Here is a 17511-nt window from a genome sequence, read left to right as displayed (position 1 = left end):
CTCCCGCCGCGCGACAACGGAGTGTCACCGATTCTTACCAGACGCCGCGTTCCCCTTGCGCGAAGGGATAGAAGCGTCGAGAGTCGTCCGAGACCTACCTTCAACCCCTTGGGCCTATGAGCAACGAAGCCGAGATCCTGCCAAACCTCCTCCGGGAGGAGTCGTTCGAGATCGTCATGCGCGGCTACAACCGCCGCCAGGTCGACGAATACATCGCCCGCACTCGTAACCAGATCCGCGAGCTCGAAGCACGGCTGTCCCGGGCCCTCGACGAGGTCGAGCGCACCCGCCGCGAGATGGCCGAGGTCCGCGAGAGCCGCCGGCCCACCGGTGACGACCTCAGCGAACGCCTGCGCCAGATCATCAACCTGGCGGAGGAAGAGGCTCAGTCGAAGCTGGGTGACGCCGACCAGAAGGTCAACCAGATCCGCCAGGACGCCGAGAGAGAGGCCAAGCGCGTCGTCGACGAGGCCCAGGGCAAGTCCGAGCGGACCATCGCCCAGGCGCAGGACAACGCCAACCACATGATGACGGCGGCCAAGCAGGAGGCCGAGCGGATCCGGTCGAGCGCCAAGCAGGAGGCCGACAAGCTGCTCCTCGACACCCGCAACGAGGCCGAGCGCACCCTGACGAGCGCCGAGCGCCGCTCGTCGGCCATCAACGAGGACGCCACGGAGCGGCTGACCCAGCTGACCCGGCACCACTCGCAGGCGCTGGGACGGCTCAGCGAGATCAGTGAGACCCTCTCGGTGCTGCTGCGCGCGGAGGAGAACGCCGGCCCGCTGGAGAAGATGGTCGAGGAGATCGCGCAGGCTCCCCGCCGCGACCGGCAGGAGCGCCCGGACCAGCAGCCCGACGCCCCCCGCACCCAGGCTCAGGCCCAGGCACAGGCACAGGGACAGGGACAGCACCCCCAGGCTCCGCAGCCGTCGTTCCCGCCGCCTGCACCGCCGCAGGCGCAGGCACACGGCCAGCCGCAGGGCGCGCACGCGATGCCGCAGGCTCCCCCGCCGGAGCCGCCGCACGTGCTCCCGATGCCGCCGGCCGGCGAGCCGGCCGAGTGAACGACCCCGACATCACCCCGGTGGCCGCCCGGCCGCCGGGGTGATCGCTTGTTCGGCGTTCGCGCCCCGGGCGCACTAGAGTCTTGGTTCCGTGGGAGCTGAACGACGTCGCCGCCCGGGCGCGGGCACGGTGCGCCCGATCCGCTACATGGGCGATCCCGTGCTACGCGCCGAGTGTGACAAGGTCACGACGTTCGACGCCGACCTGAAGCGGCTGATCGACGACATGTTCGCCTCGATGTACGCCGCCGACGGCGCCGGTCTCGCGGCGAACCAGATCGGGGTGTCGCTCCAGGTCTTCGTCTACGACTGCGCCGACGACACCGGACGGCGGCACGTCGGGCACGTGGTCAACCCCACGCTCGTCACCGCCGACGGCGACCTGCTCGACGAGGATGAGGGCTGCCTGTCGCTGCCCGGCCTGCGGTTCGCCACCCCGCGGCACGCGCACGCCGTGGTCGAGGGCGTGGACCTGACGGGCGAGCCGCTGCGGATCGAGGGCACCGGCTACTTCGCACGCTGCCTCCAGCACGAGTCCGGCCACCTCAAGGGCCAGCTGTACGTCGACACGCTCAAGGGCGCCACCCGCAAGGAGGCGCTGCGCGCCGTACGCCAGGCCACCTGGAACTCTTGAGACTCAGTCGTCGAAGCGGCCCGAGCGGCCGCGTTTGAGGTCGCCTCGGCGGCGTTTGTTCTCCAGGCGGCGGGCCTGTACCCGACGACTCGGTTTGGTCGGGCGGCGGGTCTTCGGCGGCGGGGCGGTCGCCTCGGTGAGCAGCGCCGCCAGCCGCAGCTTGGCCGCCTCGCGGTTGCGCAGCTGCGAGCGGTGCTCCTCCGCGCGGACCGTGAGCACTCCGCCCACCAGCCGGCCGCGGAGGCGGTCCAGCGCTCGTTCCTTGTACGTCGGCGGCAGCGCGTCCGAGCCGGCCACGTTGAAGGACAGCTCGACGGCGGTGTCGCTCGTGTTGACGTGCTGCCCGCCCGGCCCCGACGAACGCGAGAAACGCCAGCTCAACTCGGAGTCGGGGATCACCACCGAGCCGCGCACACGTACTGGACCGGACATAGCGTCGATTATCCCCAGTCCGCGACCCGGATGTCGTCTGGTTTTACCGTCCCTGCACGCTCTGGCGACTCAAGCAAGTGGTTACTTACAATGAGGCCATGGACCCCGACGACGCCGGTCTCTTCCACGACGACGACCTGATCCGCGTGATCGGCCGTGAGGGGTTCCTCATCGCGGCCGGCGGCGCGGCCTCCCTGCTCCAGACCGCCCATCCGAAGATCGCCCAGGGCGTCTTCGACCACAGCTACACCGCCGAGGACCCACTCGGCCGCCTGCGCGGCACCATGCAGTGGGTGTACGCGGTCGGCTTCGGCACCCGTACCGAGGCCGAGCGGCTCAGCCGGATCGTGCGGAGCATGCACGACCGGGTCACCGGCCCCGGCTACACGGCCGGCGACCCGGAGCTTCAGGTGTGGGTGGCCGCGACGCTGTTCGCCACGGCCGTGCACGCGTACGAACTGCTCTTCCGCCGGCTCTCCGACGACGAGCGGGCGGCCTACTACGAGCAGACCAAGGTCTACGCGACCATCCTCGGCTGCCCGTACGCCATGATGCCGGCGACGTACCGGGACTTCCGGGAGTACTACGCCAAGACGCTCGCGTCCCTGGAGATCAGCGACGCCTCACGGGCCATCGCCCGGCAGGTGCTGCATCCGAGCCTGCGGGGCGGCGTGCTGAACGAGCCCGGCCTCGCCGCCATCCGCATCATCACCGTCGGGCTGATGCCCGAGCCGATCCGCCGCCAGTACGGCTGGCGCTGGGACCGGGCGCGGCGGGCCCGTTTCCGTCTCCTCATGGCCGCCCTGCGGCTCGCCTATCCACGCCTGCCGCTGCGCGTCCGCACCTTCCCGCGCGACTACTACCTGAGGGACCTGCGCCGGCGTATGTCGAAGAACGCCTGAGGGCGGCCCGGAAGGGACCGCCCTCAGGAAGTGAGAATTACTCGCCGGACCAGGACGGACGGCGCTTCTCCGCGAACGCGGCGGCGCCCTCCATCGCGTCCTTGGACCCGAACACCGGGTTGATGATCTCGCCCTGCTTCGCGAACTGCTCCGCGCCGTCCCAGTCGGGCGACTCGACGATGACGCGTTTGGTGGCCGCGAGGGCGAGTGGCGCGTTCTCAGCGATCCTGGCGGCCAGCTCGCGCGCCGCGGACAGGGCCTCGCCCGGCTCCGCGATCCGGTTGACCAGGCCGAGCTCGGCCAGGCGGGCCGCCGGATAGTGGTCGCCGCTCAGCGCGAGCTCCATGGCGGCGTGGTACGGGATCCGCCGCGGAAGGCGGAGCAGGCCGCCGGCGCCGGCGACGAGGCCGCGCTTGACCTCCGGGAGCCCGAACTTCGCCTCCGAGGACGCGACGATCAGGTCGCACGCCAGGGCCAGCTCGAACCCGCCCGCCAGGGCGTACCCCTCGACGGCGGCGATGATCGGTTTGGCCGGCGGGCGCTCGACGATGCCGCCGAAACCACGACCCTCGGCGAGCGGGCTGTCTCCGGCCAGGAAGCCTTTGAGGTCCATGCCGGCGCTGAACGTGCCGCCCGCGCCGGTCAGCACCAGAACGGACACGTCCTTGCGCGCGTCGAGCTCGTCGAGCGCGCCCGCGATGCCCTTGGCGACCGCGCCGTTGACGGCGTTCCTGGCCTCGGGGCGGTTGATCGTGATGACGGCGACGCCGTCGCCGACCTCGGTCAGAACTGCATCCGACATGGCGCGGACCTCACTTGGGCTGGAAGCGGATACCGCCGTCGAAGCGGATGGTCTCGGCGTTGACGTAGTCGTTCTCGACCAGCGAGCGCACCAGGTGCGCGAACTCCGACGCCTTGCCCATGCGCTTGGGGAACACCACCGGCGCGGCGAGCTTCTTCTTGAACTCCTCGGCCTGCTCGCCCTGCCCGTAGATCGGCGTGTCGATGATGCCCGGGCAGATGGTGTTCACGCGGACGCCGATGGCGGCGAGGTCGCGTGCGGCGGGCACGGTCATGCCGATGATGCCGCCCTTGGAGGCGGAGTAGGCGACCTGCCCGGTCTGGCCCTCGAGACCGGCGACGGACGCGGTGTTGATGACCACGCCACGAGTGTTGAACTCGTCGAGCGGCTCGGTCTTGGCGATCGCCGCGGCGCCGAGGCGCATGCCGTTGAAGGTGCCGATGAGGTTCACCGCGATGACCTTCTGGTACGACGCGAGGTCGTGCGGCGAGCCGTCCCGGCCGACGGTCCGCGACGCCCACCCGATGCCGGCGCTGTTCACCACGACGCGCAGCGGCGCACCGGTGGCGACGGCGGCGTCGACGGCGGCCTGCACCTGGGCCTCGTCGGAGACGTCCACCTTGACGAACACTCCGCCGATCTCGTCGGCGATGGCCTTGCCGCGGTCCTCGTTGAGGTCGGCGATGACTACCTTCGCGCCATGTTCGGCCAGGTCGCGGGCGGTGGCCTCACCCAGCCCGCTCGCGCCGCCGGTGACGATGGCTGCAGCTCCGTTGACATCCATGAGCAGGAGGTTACCGGAGCCGACCGAACCGTATTCTGGTGACGTCGGTCACTTGGTTCAGCCGCCGAGGACGCGCACGTCCGGGGCGTGGCCGTTCCAGGTCGCGAACAGGCTGGAGGCCCGGAATCCCTTGGTGAAGTCGACCCGCAGCCAGCCGTCGCCGTGCCAGGTCCGCATCTCGTACCCGGGGTTCGGGGTGGCGGAGACGAGACGCGCCGTCGTCGCCGTCACCGACAGCACGACCTTGCCCCCGTGGACGACATAGGTACGGTCGCGCGGCGTCGGTGAGGCGCTCGGCGACGGCGTCGCGACGGTGGAGGAGTCGGCGGGCGGCGCGGCGCTCGCCGACGGCGGCGGACGCACCGGGGGCTGCTCGCCGACGAGGGGCCGGGCCGCCGGCGGTTCACCGAAGACCGCGTTGTGCAGCACCGGGCGGGCACCGAACCAGACGAGCAGCATGGCGAGCGTGGTCGCCCCGACCCAGACGGTCACATAGGTCATCACACGCCGCACGGGTGCCATGATGCCCCTTAGGCTACGGAATATGGCGAATGTACTAGTCGTCGAGGACGACCAGTTCGTACGCTCTGCACTCATTCGTGAGCTCACCGAGCGCTCCCACACCGTCCGCAGCGCGAGCACGGCACTCGACGCCCTGCGCGAGGTGTCGCAGGACGCGCCCGACGTCGTGGTCCTCGACCTGGGATTACCGGATCTGGACGGGGCCGAGGCGCTGAAGATGCTGCGCGCGGTCTCCGACGTCCCCGTGGTCGTGGCGACCGCCCGCGACGACGAGACCGAGATCGTACGGCTGCTCAACGCGGGCGCCGACGACTATCTCGTCAAGCCCTTCTCCCCCGAACACCTGATCGCCCGGCTGTCCGCCGTCCTGCGCCGTGCCCGTGGCCGGTCCGCTCCCCCGCGTACCTGCCAGGTGGGCGGGCTGCGCATCGACCTCGAGGCGCGCGAGGCGTTCCTGGACGGCGCGCCGCTCGACCTGACCCGCCGCGAGTTCGACCTGCTCGCGCACCTGGCGTTCCGCGCCGGTCAGGTGGTGCCCCGGCGTGAGCTGCTCACCGAGGTCTGGCGCCAGTCGTACGGCGACGACCAGACGATCGACGTCCACCTGTCGTGGCTGCGCCGCAAGCTCGGCGAGACCGCGTCCCAGCCCCGCTACCTGCACACCGTCCGTGGTGTCGGCGTGAAGCTGCTGCCGCCCGGATGAGCCCGTGACGAGTATCGGATGAGACGGTCACTCGCGCTGGTTTCGGCCGCCGTCACGTCGATGGTCGCGCTCGCCTTCCTCGTACCGCTCGGGCTCATGGTGCGGGAGATCGCCCGCGACCGCGCGCTCGCCGACGCCGAACGGCAGGCGGGCTCGCTCGCCCCCGCGCTGGCCATCTCCACGGACCGTGCCGCGGTCGAACGCGCGGTCGCGAGCATCCAGGCCGGAGAGGCCGGCCGGGTGGCCGTGCACCTGCCCGGCCGCCCCACCATCGGCACCACGCACGCGCACCTGGTGGACCTGCAGACCGCCATGGCGCGGGGGCGGTCGTTCTCGGCGCGCGCGGCCGGCGGGTACGTGCTGCTCCAGCCGGTCGCCCTGGACCACGGCCGTACGACGGTGGTCGAGGTGTACCTGCCGAAGGAGGACCTGACACGCGGGGTGCGATCGGCCTGGATCGTGCTCAGCGGCGTGGCGGCCGCGCTCGTCGTCGGGTCCGTCGTGGTCGCCGACCGCCTGGCCGCCCGCGTCGTCGGCTCGGCGCGCATCCTCGCCAAGGCGGCCACCATCCTCGGCGGCGGAGACCTGCGGACCCGGATCGACCCGCAGGGGCCACCCGAGCTGCGTGAGGCGGGCCGCGCCTTCAACACCATGGCCGACCGGGTCGAGGCGCTGCTCGCCGCCGAACGCGAGCTGGTCGCCGACCTGTCCCACCGGCTGCGCACCCCGCTCACCGCGATGCGCCTGAACGCCGCCGCCCTCGGCGACGAGCCGGCGGCCGAGCAGACCCGCCTCGCGGTGCAGCGCCTGGAGGAGGAGGTGGACCGGATCATCGGCGCGGCGCGTAGGCCGAAGCAGCAGCGCGCGCTGTGCGACGCCGCCGAGGTCCTGCGCGACCGGATGGCCTTCTGGTCGGCCCTGGCCGAGGACCAGAACCGCGACTGCGACCTGGTCGGCGCCGAGCACCCGGTCCCGGTCCCGGTCGCCCGGACCGAGCTCAGCGCCGTGCTGGACTCCCTGCTCGGCAACGTGTTCCGCCACACGCCGCAGGGCACGGCGTTCGTGGTGACGCTGTATGAGGGCGTCGGCCGGGTCGCCATCCTCGTCGCCGACGCCGGCCCGGGGATCGACGACTCCGACACGGCCCTGCGCCGGGGCGCCAGCGGCGGCGGCTCCACCGGGCTCGGCCTCGACATCGCCCGCCGCATGGCCAACGCGGCGGGCGGTGACGTGCGCATCGACCGCTCGACACTCGGCGGCGCCCAGATCCAGGTCTGGCTCCCGGCGGCGGGCGCGCGACGGCGGTGAGCCCGATCTCTCGCTTAGGTCCTCCTTAAGGGACGCTTAAGCACGCGGGCGAAGGCCGCCGACGGCCCTAACGTGAAGACCGTTCACAAGGGCGTTCACATCCGGGGAGGTGCGTCGGCGATGAACTCCCCCCAGGGCAACGCTCACCCGCCAGAGCGTTCGCCGCGTCATCGCCGACGCACCTCACAGTGACCCCCTCCGGGCCGTACGCGATCCCTCGCCGGCTTCCGAGCCAACCCGGATACCGCCCCCGGGGCGGGCCGTGCGCTGACCCACGCACGGCCCGCCCCCTTTAACGCCCGCTCGTGAGGTCACGCGATGATCGCCGGGTCGGCGGTGCCGTAGAAGTCGAAGAACTCACGGGCGGCTTGGCAGGATCGGTGGCCGGCCAGCGCCATGGCGAGGCGGGTGAGATCCGATCGGACCCGTTCCGAGCGGAGGCCGCGGGAGAGCGTTAAGGCCTGCGTCGCGGTGTGGCATGCCTGCTCCACCTCTCCGGCGAGCAGGTGGGCGTGGGCGATCCGGATGAGGTAGATCGCGTGGTCGCGCGGGAAGTCCTCGGCGGAGTGTCCCTTGCGCAGTGCCGCGTCGAAGGAGTCCAGTGCCTCATGCGGTCGGCCGAGGCTGAGCGCCGAGGACGCCGCGAGCATCTCCAACTCGCTCTCGGTCATCCAGTAGAGCCACGCCGGGTCGTCGTCGTGCGGTCCGAGCGCGTACTGCCGGCGAGCCTCGTCGAGGTCGCGAAGGCACGCGGTGAGCCCGTGGGAGGTCCTGGAGTGGGCCCGGGCCCTGCGGCTGTAGAGCATCGCCCGTAGCCGAGGCGTGGCACGTCCCTCGCAACGGTCCAACGCGACGCTGACGAGCTTCACGGCGTCGTCGGCGTCGCCCTCCGAGTATGCCTGGATGGCCATGAACGCGAGTGCGTTGGCTCCGGCCATCGCGTCACCGGCCATGGCCGACGCGCGCAGCGCCGTCACGTAATAGGACTGGGCGGCCGAATGCAGGCCTGAGTCGAAAAACAACCACCCACAGATCCTGGCCGCTTCGCCGAGCGCCGAAAAAAGGCAGCGCCCCGTCGCGTCGTCGTAGGCGGCATCGCGGGCGATGGAACTGAGCACCTCGAAATTCGCCAACGCGATGCGCCGTGTCATCTCTCCACCGAGAACGTCGTCGAGGCGACCTATCCGGAAAAGCGGTTCGGCGAATGTGCCGATCATGTCCCGGGTGACACGCCCCCTTCCCGCCCGGATCACGCGGATGGGCTCCGACAGCGCGACGGACCATTCGCCGACGATCGCGTCGAGGGTGGAGCCGGCGGCCCACGGCGACTGTCGGCGGTCGGACGGCCGGGCCTGCGCCGGGCCGGGGAGCGAGCCGAGCGTGCCGTCCAGGTTCCACGGCGCCCGCAGCAGCGCCCGGTCGGCGGGAAAGGCCAGCAACAGCCAGGACGGCCAGCCCAGGTCGTACACGGCGTCCTCCGGGACACCGTGGAGATCGGCCATGGCGAGCTGGGCCGAAAGCTGAGGCGTGGAGGCACCGGACTCCCAGCGTATGACCTTCTCCCTCCGTATCGCCATCGCGCCGAATCCGAGGGCCTGGTGCCGGCGATTCACCTGGTTGAGGTATTCCACGGCGGACAATCCACCCAACGCGGCACGGAGCGCGGTCAGCGAGTGACGGTAGGTGGGATCGACCATGTCACAGGGCTCCCTTCAGCCACAACGATTCGACGACATCACATTATGTCACCACAAGCATCCCCACCGTAACGAGGCAACGCTACGCAACATCTGTCTTGTGGATTTTTATTTCGCGTCATGCTGACATGTTGTTCGTTGGCCGGATATTCGCACCGGTAGCGGAAAACGACACCGCCCACTTCTTTCACGTTTCGCGTGCGCCGGGAAAGGTAATCGACTGAATGAAAGAGTCACAACCCAGGACGGCGGACCGCTCCCACTTCACGCATTCGGCGCTGTTCCGCTGCGGCGTGGCGGCCGCGGAGAACCGGTGGGCGGTCCTTTCCATCTGGGGGTTTCTCGCCCTGGCCGCACTCGCGCTGTTGCCCTCGCTGCTGCACTCGCTCGGCTCGCCTCCGCTCAGCGTCCGCGGCGCCGAGTCCGCCCGTACGACCAAGGCGCTCCAGCGGGACATGCCGGTGCTGGGCACCGAGCAGTTACTGCTCGTCTTCCACTCCGACCGGCTGACGGCCGGCGAACCGATCTACCGGTCGACGGTGGACGGCACCCAGGAGACGCTGATGAGGCAGCCCGGTGTGATCATCACCAAGGCGTTCCCGGCCGCCGGCGGCGACGTCTCGGCTCCTCATCCGATCGGCCTGTTCGAGGTACGCGGGCTGTCCTACCGGGATCCCCACAACAGCTACGTGTTCGTCTCGACGTACGGCGACGACCGCGAGCGACTCGCCCGTTACCCGGCCCAGCGGGCGGCGGTGGAGCGGGCGGCCCGGCAGGCCTCGGGCGGCCGCGTCTCGGCCTTCCTGGTCGGTGAGACTCCGGCGAACGCCGATGTCAGGACGCTGGAGATCTCCTCCGTCCGCGTCGTCGAGGGCGTGGCCATCGTCCTGTCGTTCCTCGTGCTGTGGATCGGGCTGGGTGCCCTGGGCGCCGCCGCCCTGACTCTGGTGCTGTCCGCGGCGACGATCCTCACGGCCCTCGGCGTCATTCGTGTCCTGGACCAGGTGACGACGTTCGACGTCTTCGTGCTGACGGCGGTGTCGGTCGTCGGCCTGGGGATCGGCATCGACTACGCACTGCTCATCGTCAGCCGCTTCCGTGAGGAGGTCGCGGCCGCACCGGCGGCACGGCGTGGCGGTGCCGACTGCGCACGAGCGGCGGGCATCGCGGTCGCGACGGCAGGCCGCACCGTCGTGTACTCGGCGTTGATCGTGGCGGCCGCGGCGGCGAGCCTGTTCATCGTCAAGGTGTCGATCTTCGCCGAACTCGCGCTGGCGACCCTCATCGTGATCGTCGTGGCGCTGGCGGGCTCGGTCACCCTGCTGCCCGCCGCCCTGTCCGTCCGCCCCGGCCTGCTCGACGCCGGCACGCTGCCGTGGCGGCGCGGGCGGCCGTACGAGGCCACATTCTCCGACGACGGGCGCTGGGCCCGCTGGGCCGGACACCTCATGCGGCGCCCGTGGCCGTATCTGATCGTCATCACGGCGCTACTGCTGCTCTGCGCCGCCCCCGCGCTCCGGTTGAGACTGGGGGCCGACCTCCAGCGGAGCGCGCTCTCGCGGACCCCGACCGGCACCGGGATCGCCGTGCTGGAGGCGGACTCCTTCGCCGGGGCGGAGGGCACGCTCATCGTCGATGTCCGGCGTCCCCCGGGCGGGCCGGCCCCCGACGTGACCCGGCTGGCGGCCGCCCTCGAACGCGACCGGCAGGTCGATGCCGTCGCCGTGGGCGGTACCCGCTTCGCCTCGGTCCTGCTGGTCGTCCCCCGGGAGGCTCCCGACTCGCCGCGCACGGCGGCCCTCGTACGGCGCGTCCGCGGTGAGATCGCGCCGGCGAACGTGCCGCGCTCGTCTTCCGTGCTGGTCGGCGGCGTCAGCGCCCTGCTCGTCGACGCCCACGACGAGCTCGTGCGAAAACTGTGGTGGGTGCTGGCGTTGGTCCTGGTGTCGACGTTGCTGATCTTCGCCGCTCTGATGCGGAGCGTGCTGATCCCGCTGAAAGCGGTGATCATGAACCTGCTGACCTGCGGCAGCACGCTCGGCCTCCTCGTCGTGACATTCCAGTTCGGGATGGGTGAGCGTGTGCTGGGCTTCCACGGCGACGGGATCATCCAGGTCTATCTGCCTCTCCTGCTGTTCGCGATCGTGTTCGGGCTCTCGACCGACTACGAGGTCTTCCTGGTCCGCCGTATTCAGGAGATCCATCGCCGCACGGGGGACAACACGGCGTCGGTCGCCGCCGGCGTACAGCGCACCGCCCGGCCCATCTTCGTCGCCGCGGCCGTCCTGGTCGCCGTCTGCGTCGCACTGCTGCCGTCGCCCGTGGTGGAGCTCAAGGAGTTCGGCTTCGCGCTGCTGGTCGCCATCGTGATCGACGCGACGATCGTCCGTCTGGTCCTGGTCCCCGCGCTGATGCGCGTCCTCGGGCGCTGGAACTGGTGGTGGCCGCGTCCGCCGCGCACCGCGCGGCCGGACCGCCCGCCGGTTCCGCCCCGGACGGTGGCGGCCGCCTCCCCGGAATCCCGATCACTGACCGAAAGGTGATGAGATGGCAAGCCGCGAGGTCCACGCGACCCGGGACAGGCTCCCGACCGGCCCCGTCCCGCCGCTGGGCCCGGTCGAACGCGCCTTCCTCGCCTATGACGCCGCCCACCCCCGGGTCAATCTGGCGATCGGCGGCCTGGCGCTGTTCGACGGGCCTGCACCCGCGATCGACGAGGTCCGCCGGTGGTTCGGGGAACGGCTGCCCTCGCTCCCCCGCCTCGGCAACGCGCCGACACCGGCCGGTCGCCGCCGGAACGCCGGGCTGCCGCTCGCCCCGCACACCCTCACGGCTTTGATCGGCGAGCGGGTCGTGGCTCCCGAGCAGGGCCGGATCGGCCTGATCTCGGCGGTCGACGACCTGCTGCGGGAGGGCGTCCGCGACGGCGGCCCCCTGTGGCGGGCCTGGTTGCTGCGCGGCCACGCGGAGAACGAGTTCGCGCTGCTGTACCTCGGGCATCACGCGCTGCACGACGGCATGTCCATCCCTCACCGGGTCGCGGGAAGTCTCCTGAGCCCCGACCCGCCGGGCCCGCCGCAGGGCGAGCACCGCACGCCACGGCACGGGCCGGCGCGGGCGAGGCCGGGCCTCGGGGAGATGACACGTGGCGGGGTCAACCTCGTGCGCGGCTTCTGGCCTCCCGCCCGACCGGTGACAGGCGGCGACCTCACCGGTGACCGCAGGCTCACCTGGACGTTCACCGACCTGAGCCTCCTGCGGCACGTCGCACACGAACACCGCACCACCGTCAACACGGTGTTCCTCGCCGCGCTCACCACGGTCCTCCGGGAGTGGCCCGGCTCGCCCTGGCACAACCTCTCGAACCCGGACAGACGACCGTGGGCCCTGGTTCCGATGAGCACCCGGAGCCGGCCCGGCGGCGGAGCGGTGGGCAACCGGTTCATCCCCTTCCGTGTCGGATTGCCGTGCGACGAATCCTCACCCGCACGGCAGCTGGCGATCCTGCACGCCGCCACCGAGCGAGGCAAGGGCGACGGCCGTACGGCGGCGGAGAGCCGGCTCGGCGCGACCATGCCGCGATGGCTGGCCAGGCTGCTGGTCGAGGCGATCCAGAGTCCCCGGCACAGCCACCTGCTCGCCACGAACGTGCCCGGCCCGGACCGTGCGCTGGAGCTCGCCGGCAGACCCGTGACCGGGTTCGTTCCCGTGTCGTACCTGCCCGCCGGACAGCCTCTCGGCGTGGCGCTCACGACCTACCGGGAGCGGACGTGCGCCGCGTTCATCACCGACAGCGGCTGTCCCGACCCGGGGGACCTCGCCGACCGGTGGCTCCGCGCCGTACAGCGGCTTGTGCCGCCGGGGCGGCGCCCCCCATCACCCTCCACACAGCGATGAAAGGGGTCATGTTGACCCAGCCGCCACCGCCGACGCCCGGCACTCCGATCGTCGACGACCGCTCCTACACGCACGTCGTGGACCGGCTGTCCCGATCGTCGGTCCGCAAGAACTGGTCCCCCTACCGCGACATTCCCTGGGACGACCCGGAGTTCGACATCGATCCCGCCGACCCGCGGTGGCGGCTCCCCGACGCCGACCGGCTGAGCGCCACCCGCTGGTACCAGGGCCTGAGCCCGGCGGTACAGGCGCGGCTGGGCCTCTGGCGGGTGACCGCGATGATGCAGACCGGCGTGCAGTTCGAGAACATCCTCAAACGAGGCCTGCTCACCTTCGCACGGCGCCTGCCGGCCGGCTCTCCCGCGTTCCGATACGCGTACCACGAGGTCATCGAAGAGGCCAACCACGGCATGATGTTCCGGGAGTTCGCGACCCGCACGGGCCTGCCCGTCCCCGGCCTGCCGGCCGTCCGCGGAGTCCTCGCCGAGCTCGTGCCGCTCCTGCCGTGGCTGTCACCGGAGCTGTTCCTCATCTTCGCGCTGGCCGGTGAGGAGCCCATCGACCACGCTCAGCGCCGGGTGCTGCGGGAGGCCTCCCGCACGCACCCGCTCCAGGTGCGGATCATGAGAATCCACGTGGCGGAGGAGGCACGGCACCTGTCGTTCGCCCGGCATCACCTCCGGCACCGCGTTCCCCGGCTCGGCCGCCTTCACCGGACGCTCCTCGCGCTGGCGATGCCGGTGGTCGTCCGGATCGTCGCCGGGCTGGTCCTCGGCCCGCCGCGCTCGATGAACCGCGAGTTCGCCATCCCGCGCCGCGTCCGGGCCCAGGCCTACCGCGATCCGGCGTGGCGGGCGGAGTTCCGCGCGGCCGTGGCGGGCCCACGCCGCCTGGCCGTCGAGCTGGGACTGATGACGCCCGCCTGCACCCGGCTCTGGCGGCTGCTGGGCCTGAGCGACGCGGACCCGCGGAAGGAGGAGGCGCGATGACCGTCGTCGTCACCGGTGGCACCGGATTCACCGGCACGTACCTGCTGCGCTCGATGCTGTCACGTGATGTGGGCGACGTGGTCGTACTCAGCCGCGACGAACCCGGCAAGGCGCACGCCCGTCTCCTGTCCGCGCTCGAGGCTCTCGGCGCGCCGCCCCCCGTGTTGGACGCTGCGCGCCGGCGGGTCAGCACCGTCCAGGCGGACATCGGACGTCTCGGGCTGAACCTTCCCGACGACCGGTTCCACGCGCTGGCGGACTCGATGACCGAGCTCTGGCACTGCGCCGCCGACACGACCCTCCAGGCCGATCCGGCACGCCTGCGGCGGGCCAACCTCGACGGCACGCGGAACGTGCTCGCCCTGGCGGAGACCGCGGCACCCGGCACTCGTGTCCGTCACCTCAGCACCGCGTTCGTCGCCGGCCGCCGCCGGGAGGGCCTGATCCTGGAGGGCGACCTGGACGGCTCGGCGGGCTTCGAGAACGCGTACGAGCAGTCCAAGTACCACGCCGAGGTCGCGGTACGCGACTGGTCGTGCCGTACGGGCCGGCCCGTGCTCGTCCTGCGTCCCAGCCTCATGATCCCCGACGGTCCCGTCCCGGCGGGCGCACCGAGCCACCAGCTCGCTTCGCTGGTCAGCCTGCTGGTACGGATGCGCGCCGTACACCGGCGGCCGGGCGCGGCGCCGATGACGGTCCGGCTGCCGGGCCATCCCGACGCACGGCTCAACATGGTGCAGGTCGGCTACGCGGCCGAGGCGATGCTGGACGCGTCCGCGCGGATGGCCGCCCGGCCCGCCGAGAGCACCGTCACGACGCTGCACCTCGTGCATCCGCAGGACACTTCGGCCGAGCATCTGTGGCGGCTGGCGGCCGAACACGTTCCCGAGTTCCGCTTCACGCTCGGCCCTCCTCCGGCCGATCCGAACTTCTTCGAGCGCTTCGCGGCCAAGTACTTCCAGCCGTTCCTGCCGTTCGCCTGGCACCGGCGCTCCTATGACCGGTCCCGGCTGCTCTCCCTGCTTCCCGGCGGGCGCGAGCCGGGCCCGCCGAACCTCGACTTCCTGTTCGCCGATTTCCTCCCGACCCGGGTCGAACGGCGGCCGGTGGCCCCGGCAGAAAGGCTCTCTCCTCGTTGACGTCCGCCCCCGCCTGAAGGCGGGGGATTCCAACCCGAATCCCCCTACACAGAGGAGAGAACATGTTGAGGTTCGCGGTTCAAAGCCCCGCCCAACGGCTGGAGGGCTCCCCGCACGGGAGGTCGGTCGGGGTCGGTTGGTCGGGGCAGGCACGTCACCGTCCGTCCGACGGCGATGTTCTTGGCCGCGTTCACGTCCGCGTGATCGGTATGCCCGCAGGCGCGACAGCGAAAGACCGCTTGGCTCTCACGGTTGTCCGCTGCGCAATGCCCACAGGCATGACAGGTCTGAGACGTATACGCCGGATTGATCTTCTCCACCCGGTCGGCGGCTTTGTGCTCCAGACGCCTTGCCAGAAGCCCCCATCCGGCTGCGTGGATCGAACGGTTGAGTCCGGCTTTGGCGCGCACGTTCACACCCAGTGCGGCGATGGTGCCGCGTGCGGAGCGGACCATGTTGCCGATCTTCAAATCTTCGATGCGGATCAGGTCGAGGCGGCGGGCCAAATCGATGGAGGTCTTCTCCACCCAGTCCTTGCGCCGATCGGTTTCGCGGGCTTTCAACCGGGCGATCGCGGTCTTGATGCGTTTGTGCCGGTTCGACCCACGCGCGGCGCGCGCCAGCCGGCGGATCCGAACCTCACCGACCTTGCGAGACAGCCGCCGAACGTCCCAGTGAGCGCCACGGCGGCCGACGACCCGGAACCCCTCATGCACCCCCGCCTTACGCCACCTCGGACGCCGACGCGTGCCGGCGAAGAAATTCGCCACGGTCTGAGCGAAATCCCGCAACGCCTGCTGCCGCACCGTCTGCGAACCCGCCGCCAACCACCCGAACTCTCTCCTGGCCTCGGTCAGCTGACGGCACTGCTCGGCATACCCCGGCGCACTCACCCGCCCCGGCCGCCAGTGCAGGTGCTGCTCACACGCCAGATTCCACACATACCGGGCATGCGCGCAATGCTCCAGCAACGCCGCCTCCTGAGCGGACGTGGGCCGAAGCCGAAATCGCATGCCACGACGCTAACCACCACCACCGACATTCCAAGGAGGGAGCGGCGTGCCCACCCCGGCCTGCAGGCCAGGGCCTCCACGCCGCACAGCCGATGAACCCCGTCTACGACCTCGTCTCCGAGCGCCTCGTCTCGTACTTCGGCGTGCCTGCCGACCTCGTACGGCCGGAGGCGACCATGGAAGACCTCGAGATCGACTCCCTCGTGCTCGCCGAAATCGCCGTCATCCTGGAGGACGAGTGTGGTTTCCGCGTGGAGGACGCCGTCGCCGGCGCCACCGTCGACATGACACTCGGCGAGATCGCGGCTCGGCTGGACCGGGAGCGCCTCCGCGCCGAGTCCGGCAAGCCCGCCGAGTCCGGTGAGTCCGGCGAATGGCGGGCCGAAGCCGCGGAGCACGCCTCATGAACCGCGCCGAGATAGCGGTCACCGGGCTCGGCCTGGTCACACCCGCGGGAATCGGCGTGCCCGCGACGTGGGCGGGCCTCTGCGCCGGCCGGTCGACCGCCGCACGCGACGAGCGACTCGCCGGCCTCCCCGTGGACCTGTCGTGCCGCGTACCGGGATTCGATCCGGTCGCTCGGCTGGGACGGAGACTCATCTGGCGCATCGATCGGTTCACCCAGCTCGCCCTGGTCGCCGCCCGCGAGGCCGTGGCCGACGCGGGCCTCGATCCGACCGGTTGGGACGGCACACGTGTCGCCGTCGTCATCGGCTGCGGCGGAGGAGGGGACCACCTGACCGACGAGTACGAGAAGTTCCGCGCCCGTCGTATCCGGGCCATGTCGCCGCTGGCCATCCCCCGCACCGCCGCCAACATGGTGGCCGGCGAGATCGGCATGGACCTCCAGGCGCTGGGCCCCAACCTCGTCACCTCCACCGCCTGCGCGTCGGGTGCCACCGCCATCGGGGTGGCCCGCGACCTGCTGCGCGGCGGAGCGTGCGACGTGGCCATCGCCGGTGGCACGGAGTGCGCGTGCGTTCCGCTGGTGACGGCGATGTTCGCGCAGATGCGTGTGCTGTCCGATCGCCACGACGACCCGGCGACGGCCATCCGGCCCTTCGCCTCCGACCGGAACGGATTCGTCCTCTCCGAGGGAGCCGGGATCCTCATCCTCGAACGTGCCGCCGACGCGGCCGCTCGCGGCGCCGGCGCCCACGCCTACCTGGCCGGCTACGGCGCGACCGCCGACGGCTACCACCAGACCACGCCCGATCCGTCGGCGCAGGGGGTGACCAGAGCGATGCGCGAGGCTCTGCGCGACGCCGACATCGACCCGCGCGACGTGCACCACGTCAACGCCCACGGAACCGCGACGCCGCACAACGACCTGGCCGAGGCCCGCGCCCTGCACGCGGTGTTCCCCTCACCGCCGCCGGTCACCGCGACGAAGAGCATCATCGGGCACTCCATCGGCGGCGCCGGGGCGATCGAGGCGGCCTGCACCGTGCTCGCGCTGCGGCACCGGACGATTCCTCCCACCGCCAACCTCGACCGCCTCGACCCGGCCATCGACCTCGACGTCGTCACCGGGAGCCCCCGGCGACGGCCGATGGCGGCGGCGATGAGCAACTCTTTCGCCTTCGGCGGCCAGAACGCCGTCCTGGTCTTCCGCGCCGCCTGAC

General features: G+C 71.3%; 17 protein-coding genes. 11 read left to right on the top strand and 6 right to left on the bottom strand.

The window, feature by feature from the left end:
• The first annotated feature begins 116 nt into the window (after positions 1-116).
• The gene (locus ACQEV1_RS09465) at positions 117-1064 is read left to right on the top strand and encodes a DivIVA domain-containing protein (protein WP_433393103.1); all 948 of its coding nucleotides are present in this window, start codon (positions 117-119) and stop codon (positions 1062-1064) included.
• 91 nt (positions 1065-1155) lie between these two features.
• Complete coding sequence (def, locus tag ACQEV1_RS09460) at positions 1156-1698, top strand: peptide deformylase (protein ID WP_285620883.1); 543 nt, start codon at positions 1156-1158, stop codon at positions 1696-1698.
• A gap of 3 nt (positions 1699-1701) precedes the next feature.
• Here the strand turns inward: def and arfB are convergent, their stop codons facing one another.
• The gene (arfB, locus tag ACQEV1_RS09455) at positions 1702-2130 is read right to left on the bottom strand and encodes an alternative ribosome rescue aminoacyl-tRNA hydrolase ArfB (protein WP_285568109.1); all 429 of its coding nucleotides are present in this window, start codon (positions 2128-2130) and stop codon (positions 1702-1704) included.
• Positions 2131-2228: 98 nt separating this feature from the next.
• Between arfB and ACQEV1_RS09450 the strand changes: the two genes are divergently transcribed.
• Complete coding sequence (locus ACQEV1_RS09450; RefSeq protein WP_285620885.1) at positions 2229-3032, top strand: oxygenase MpaB family protein; 804 nt, start codon at positions 2229-2231, stop codon at positions 3030-3032.
• A 37-nt stretch (positions 3033-3069) separates the two neighbouring features.
• Here the strand turns inward: ACQEV1_RS09450 and ACQEV1_RS09445 are convergent, their stop codons facing one another.
• The 3 genes from ACQEV1_RS09445 to ACQEV1_RS09435 are packed head-to-tail and all read right to left on the bottom strand — an operon-like array spanning position 3070 to position 5131.
• On the bottom strand, positions 3070-3834 hold the full coding sequence (locus tag ACQEV1_RS09445) for a crotonase/enoyl-CoA hydratase family protein (protein ID WP_433393100.1): 765 nt from the start codon (positions 3832-3834) through the stop codon (positions 3070-3072).
• A 10-nt stretch (positions 3835-3844) separates the two neighbouring features.
• Positions 3845-4618, bottom strand: coding sequence for an SDR family NAD(P)-dependent oxidoreductase (locus ACQEV1_RS09440; protein WP_285568102.1), 774 nt, complete (start codon positions 4616-4618; stop codon positions 3845-3847).
• Positions 4619-4675: 57 nt separating this feature from the next.
• The gene (locus ACQEV1_RS09435; RefSeq protein WP_285620890.1) at positions 4676-5131 is read right to left on the bottom strand and encodes a hypothetical protein; all 456 of its coding nucleotides are present in this window, start codon (positions 5129-5131) and stop codon (positions 4676-4678) included.
• A gap of 31 nt (positions 5132-5162) precedes the next feature.
• Between ACQEV1_RS09435 and ACQEV1_RS09430 the strand changes: the two genes are divergently transcribed.
• Positions 5163-5843, top strand: coding sequence for a response regulator transcription factor (locus ACQEV1_RS09430; protein ID WP_433393097.1), 681 nt, complete (start codon positions 5163-5165; stop codon positions 5841-5843).
• Positions 5844-5861: 18 nt separating this feature from the next.
• Positions 5862-7151, top strand: coding sequence for a HAMP domain-containing sensor histidine kinase (locus ACQEV1_RS09425; RefSeq protein WP_285620891.1), 1290 nt, complete (start codon positions 5862-5864; stop codon positions 7149-7151).
• 311 nt (positions 7152-7462) lie between these two features.
• Here the strand turns inward: ACQEV1_RS09425 and ACQEV1_RS09420 are convergent, their stop codons facing one another.
• Positions 7463-8848 carry a hypothetical protein gene (locus ACQEV1_RS09420; protein ID WP_433393095.1) on the bottom strand — a complete coding sequence of 462 codons (1386 nt, stop codon included), beginning with the start codon at positions 8846-8848 and terminating at the stop codon, positions 7463-7465.
• Positions 8849-9072: 224 nt separating this feature from the next.
• Here ACQEV1_RS09420 and ACQEV1_RS09415 point away from each other — a divergent pair, with 224 nt between their 5' ends.
• The 4 genes from ACQEV1_RS09415 to ACQEV1_RS09400 are packed head-to-tail and all read left to right on the top strand — an operon-like array spanning position 9073 to position 14873.
• Positions 9073-11391 (top strand): MMPL family transporter, encoded by a 2319-nt coding sequence (locus tag ACQEV1_RS09415; protein WP_433393093.1) that lies wholly within the window; start codon positions 9073-9075, stop codon positions 11389-11391.
• Positions 11392-11395: 4 nt separating this feature from the next.
• Positions 11396-12745, top strand: coding sequence for a WS/DGAT domain-containing protein (locus ACQEV1_RS09410; RefSeq protein ID WP_433393091.1), 1350 nt, complete (start codon positions 11396-11398; stop codon positions 12743-12745).
• An 8-nt stretch (positions 12746-12753) separates the two neighbouring features.
• Positions 12754-13734, top strand: coding sequence for an AurF N-oxygenase family protein (locus tag ACQEV1_RS09405; RefSeq protein ID WP_433393089.1), 981 nt, complete (start codon positions 12754-12756; stop codon positions 13732-13734).
• Complete coding sequence (locus tag ACQEV1_RS09400; RefSeq protein WP_433393087.1) at positions 13731-14873, top strand: SDR family oxidoreductase; 1143 nt, start codon at positions 13731-13733, stop codon at positions 14871-14873. Before ACQEV1_RS09405 ends, ACQEV1_RS09400 begins: the two co-directional genes overlap by 4 nt.
• Before the next feature lie 44 nt (positions 14874-14917).
• Here ACQEV1_RS09400 and ACQEV1_RS09395 read toward each other — a convergent pair whose 3' ends face one another.
• The gene (locus ACQEV1_RS09395; RefSeq protein ID WP_433393085.1) at positions 14918-15886 is read right to left on the bottom strand and encodes an RNA-guided endonuclease InsQ/TnpB family protein; all 969 of its coding nucleotides are present in this window, start codon (positions 15884-15886) and stop codon (positions 14918-14920) included.
• Positions 15887-15978: 92 nt separating this feature from the next.
• Here ACQEV1_RS09395 and ACQEV1_RS09390 point away from each other — a divergent pair, with 92 nt between their 5' ends.
• Together ACQEV1_RS09390 and ACQEV1_RS09385 are read left to right on the top strand one after the other, a co-directional pair.
• A complete protein-coding gene (locus ACQEV1_RS09390; RefSeq protein WP_433393083.1) occupies positions 15979-16293 on the top strand; it encodes an acyl carrier protein in 315 nt (104 codons plus the stop codon).
• The gene (locus tag ACQEV1_RS09385; protein ID WP_433393081.1) at positions 16290-17510 is read left to right on the top strand and encodes a beta-ketoacyl-[acyl-carrier-protein] synthase family protein; all 1221 of its coding nucleotides are present in this window, start codon (positions 16290-16292) and stop codon (positions 17508-17510) included. The genes ACQEV1_RS09390 and ACQEV1_RS09385 overlap by 4 nt, the downstream gene beginning before the upstream one ends.
• The last annotated feature ends 1 nt before the right edge of the window (position 17511 follow it).

This window comes from Actinoallomurus sp. CA-142502 (genome assembly GCF_050936355.1).
Taxonomy (GTDB): domain Bacteria; phylum Actinomycetota; class Actinomycetes; order Streptosporangiales; family Streptosporangiaceae; genus Actinoallomurus; species Actinoallomurus iriomotensis.
This window is presented reverse-complemented; position numbering and strand designations above follow the sequence as displayed.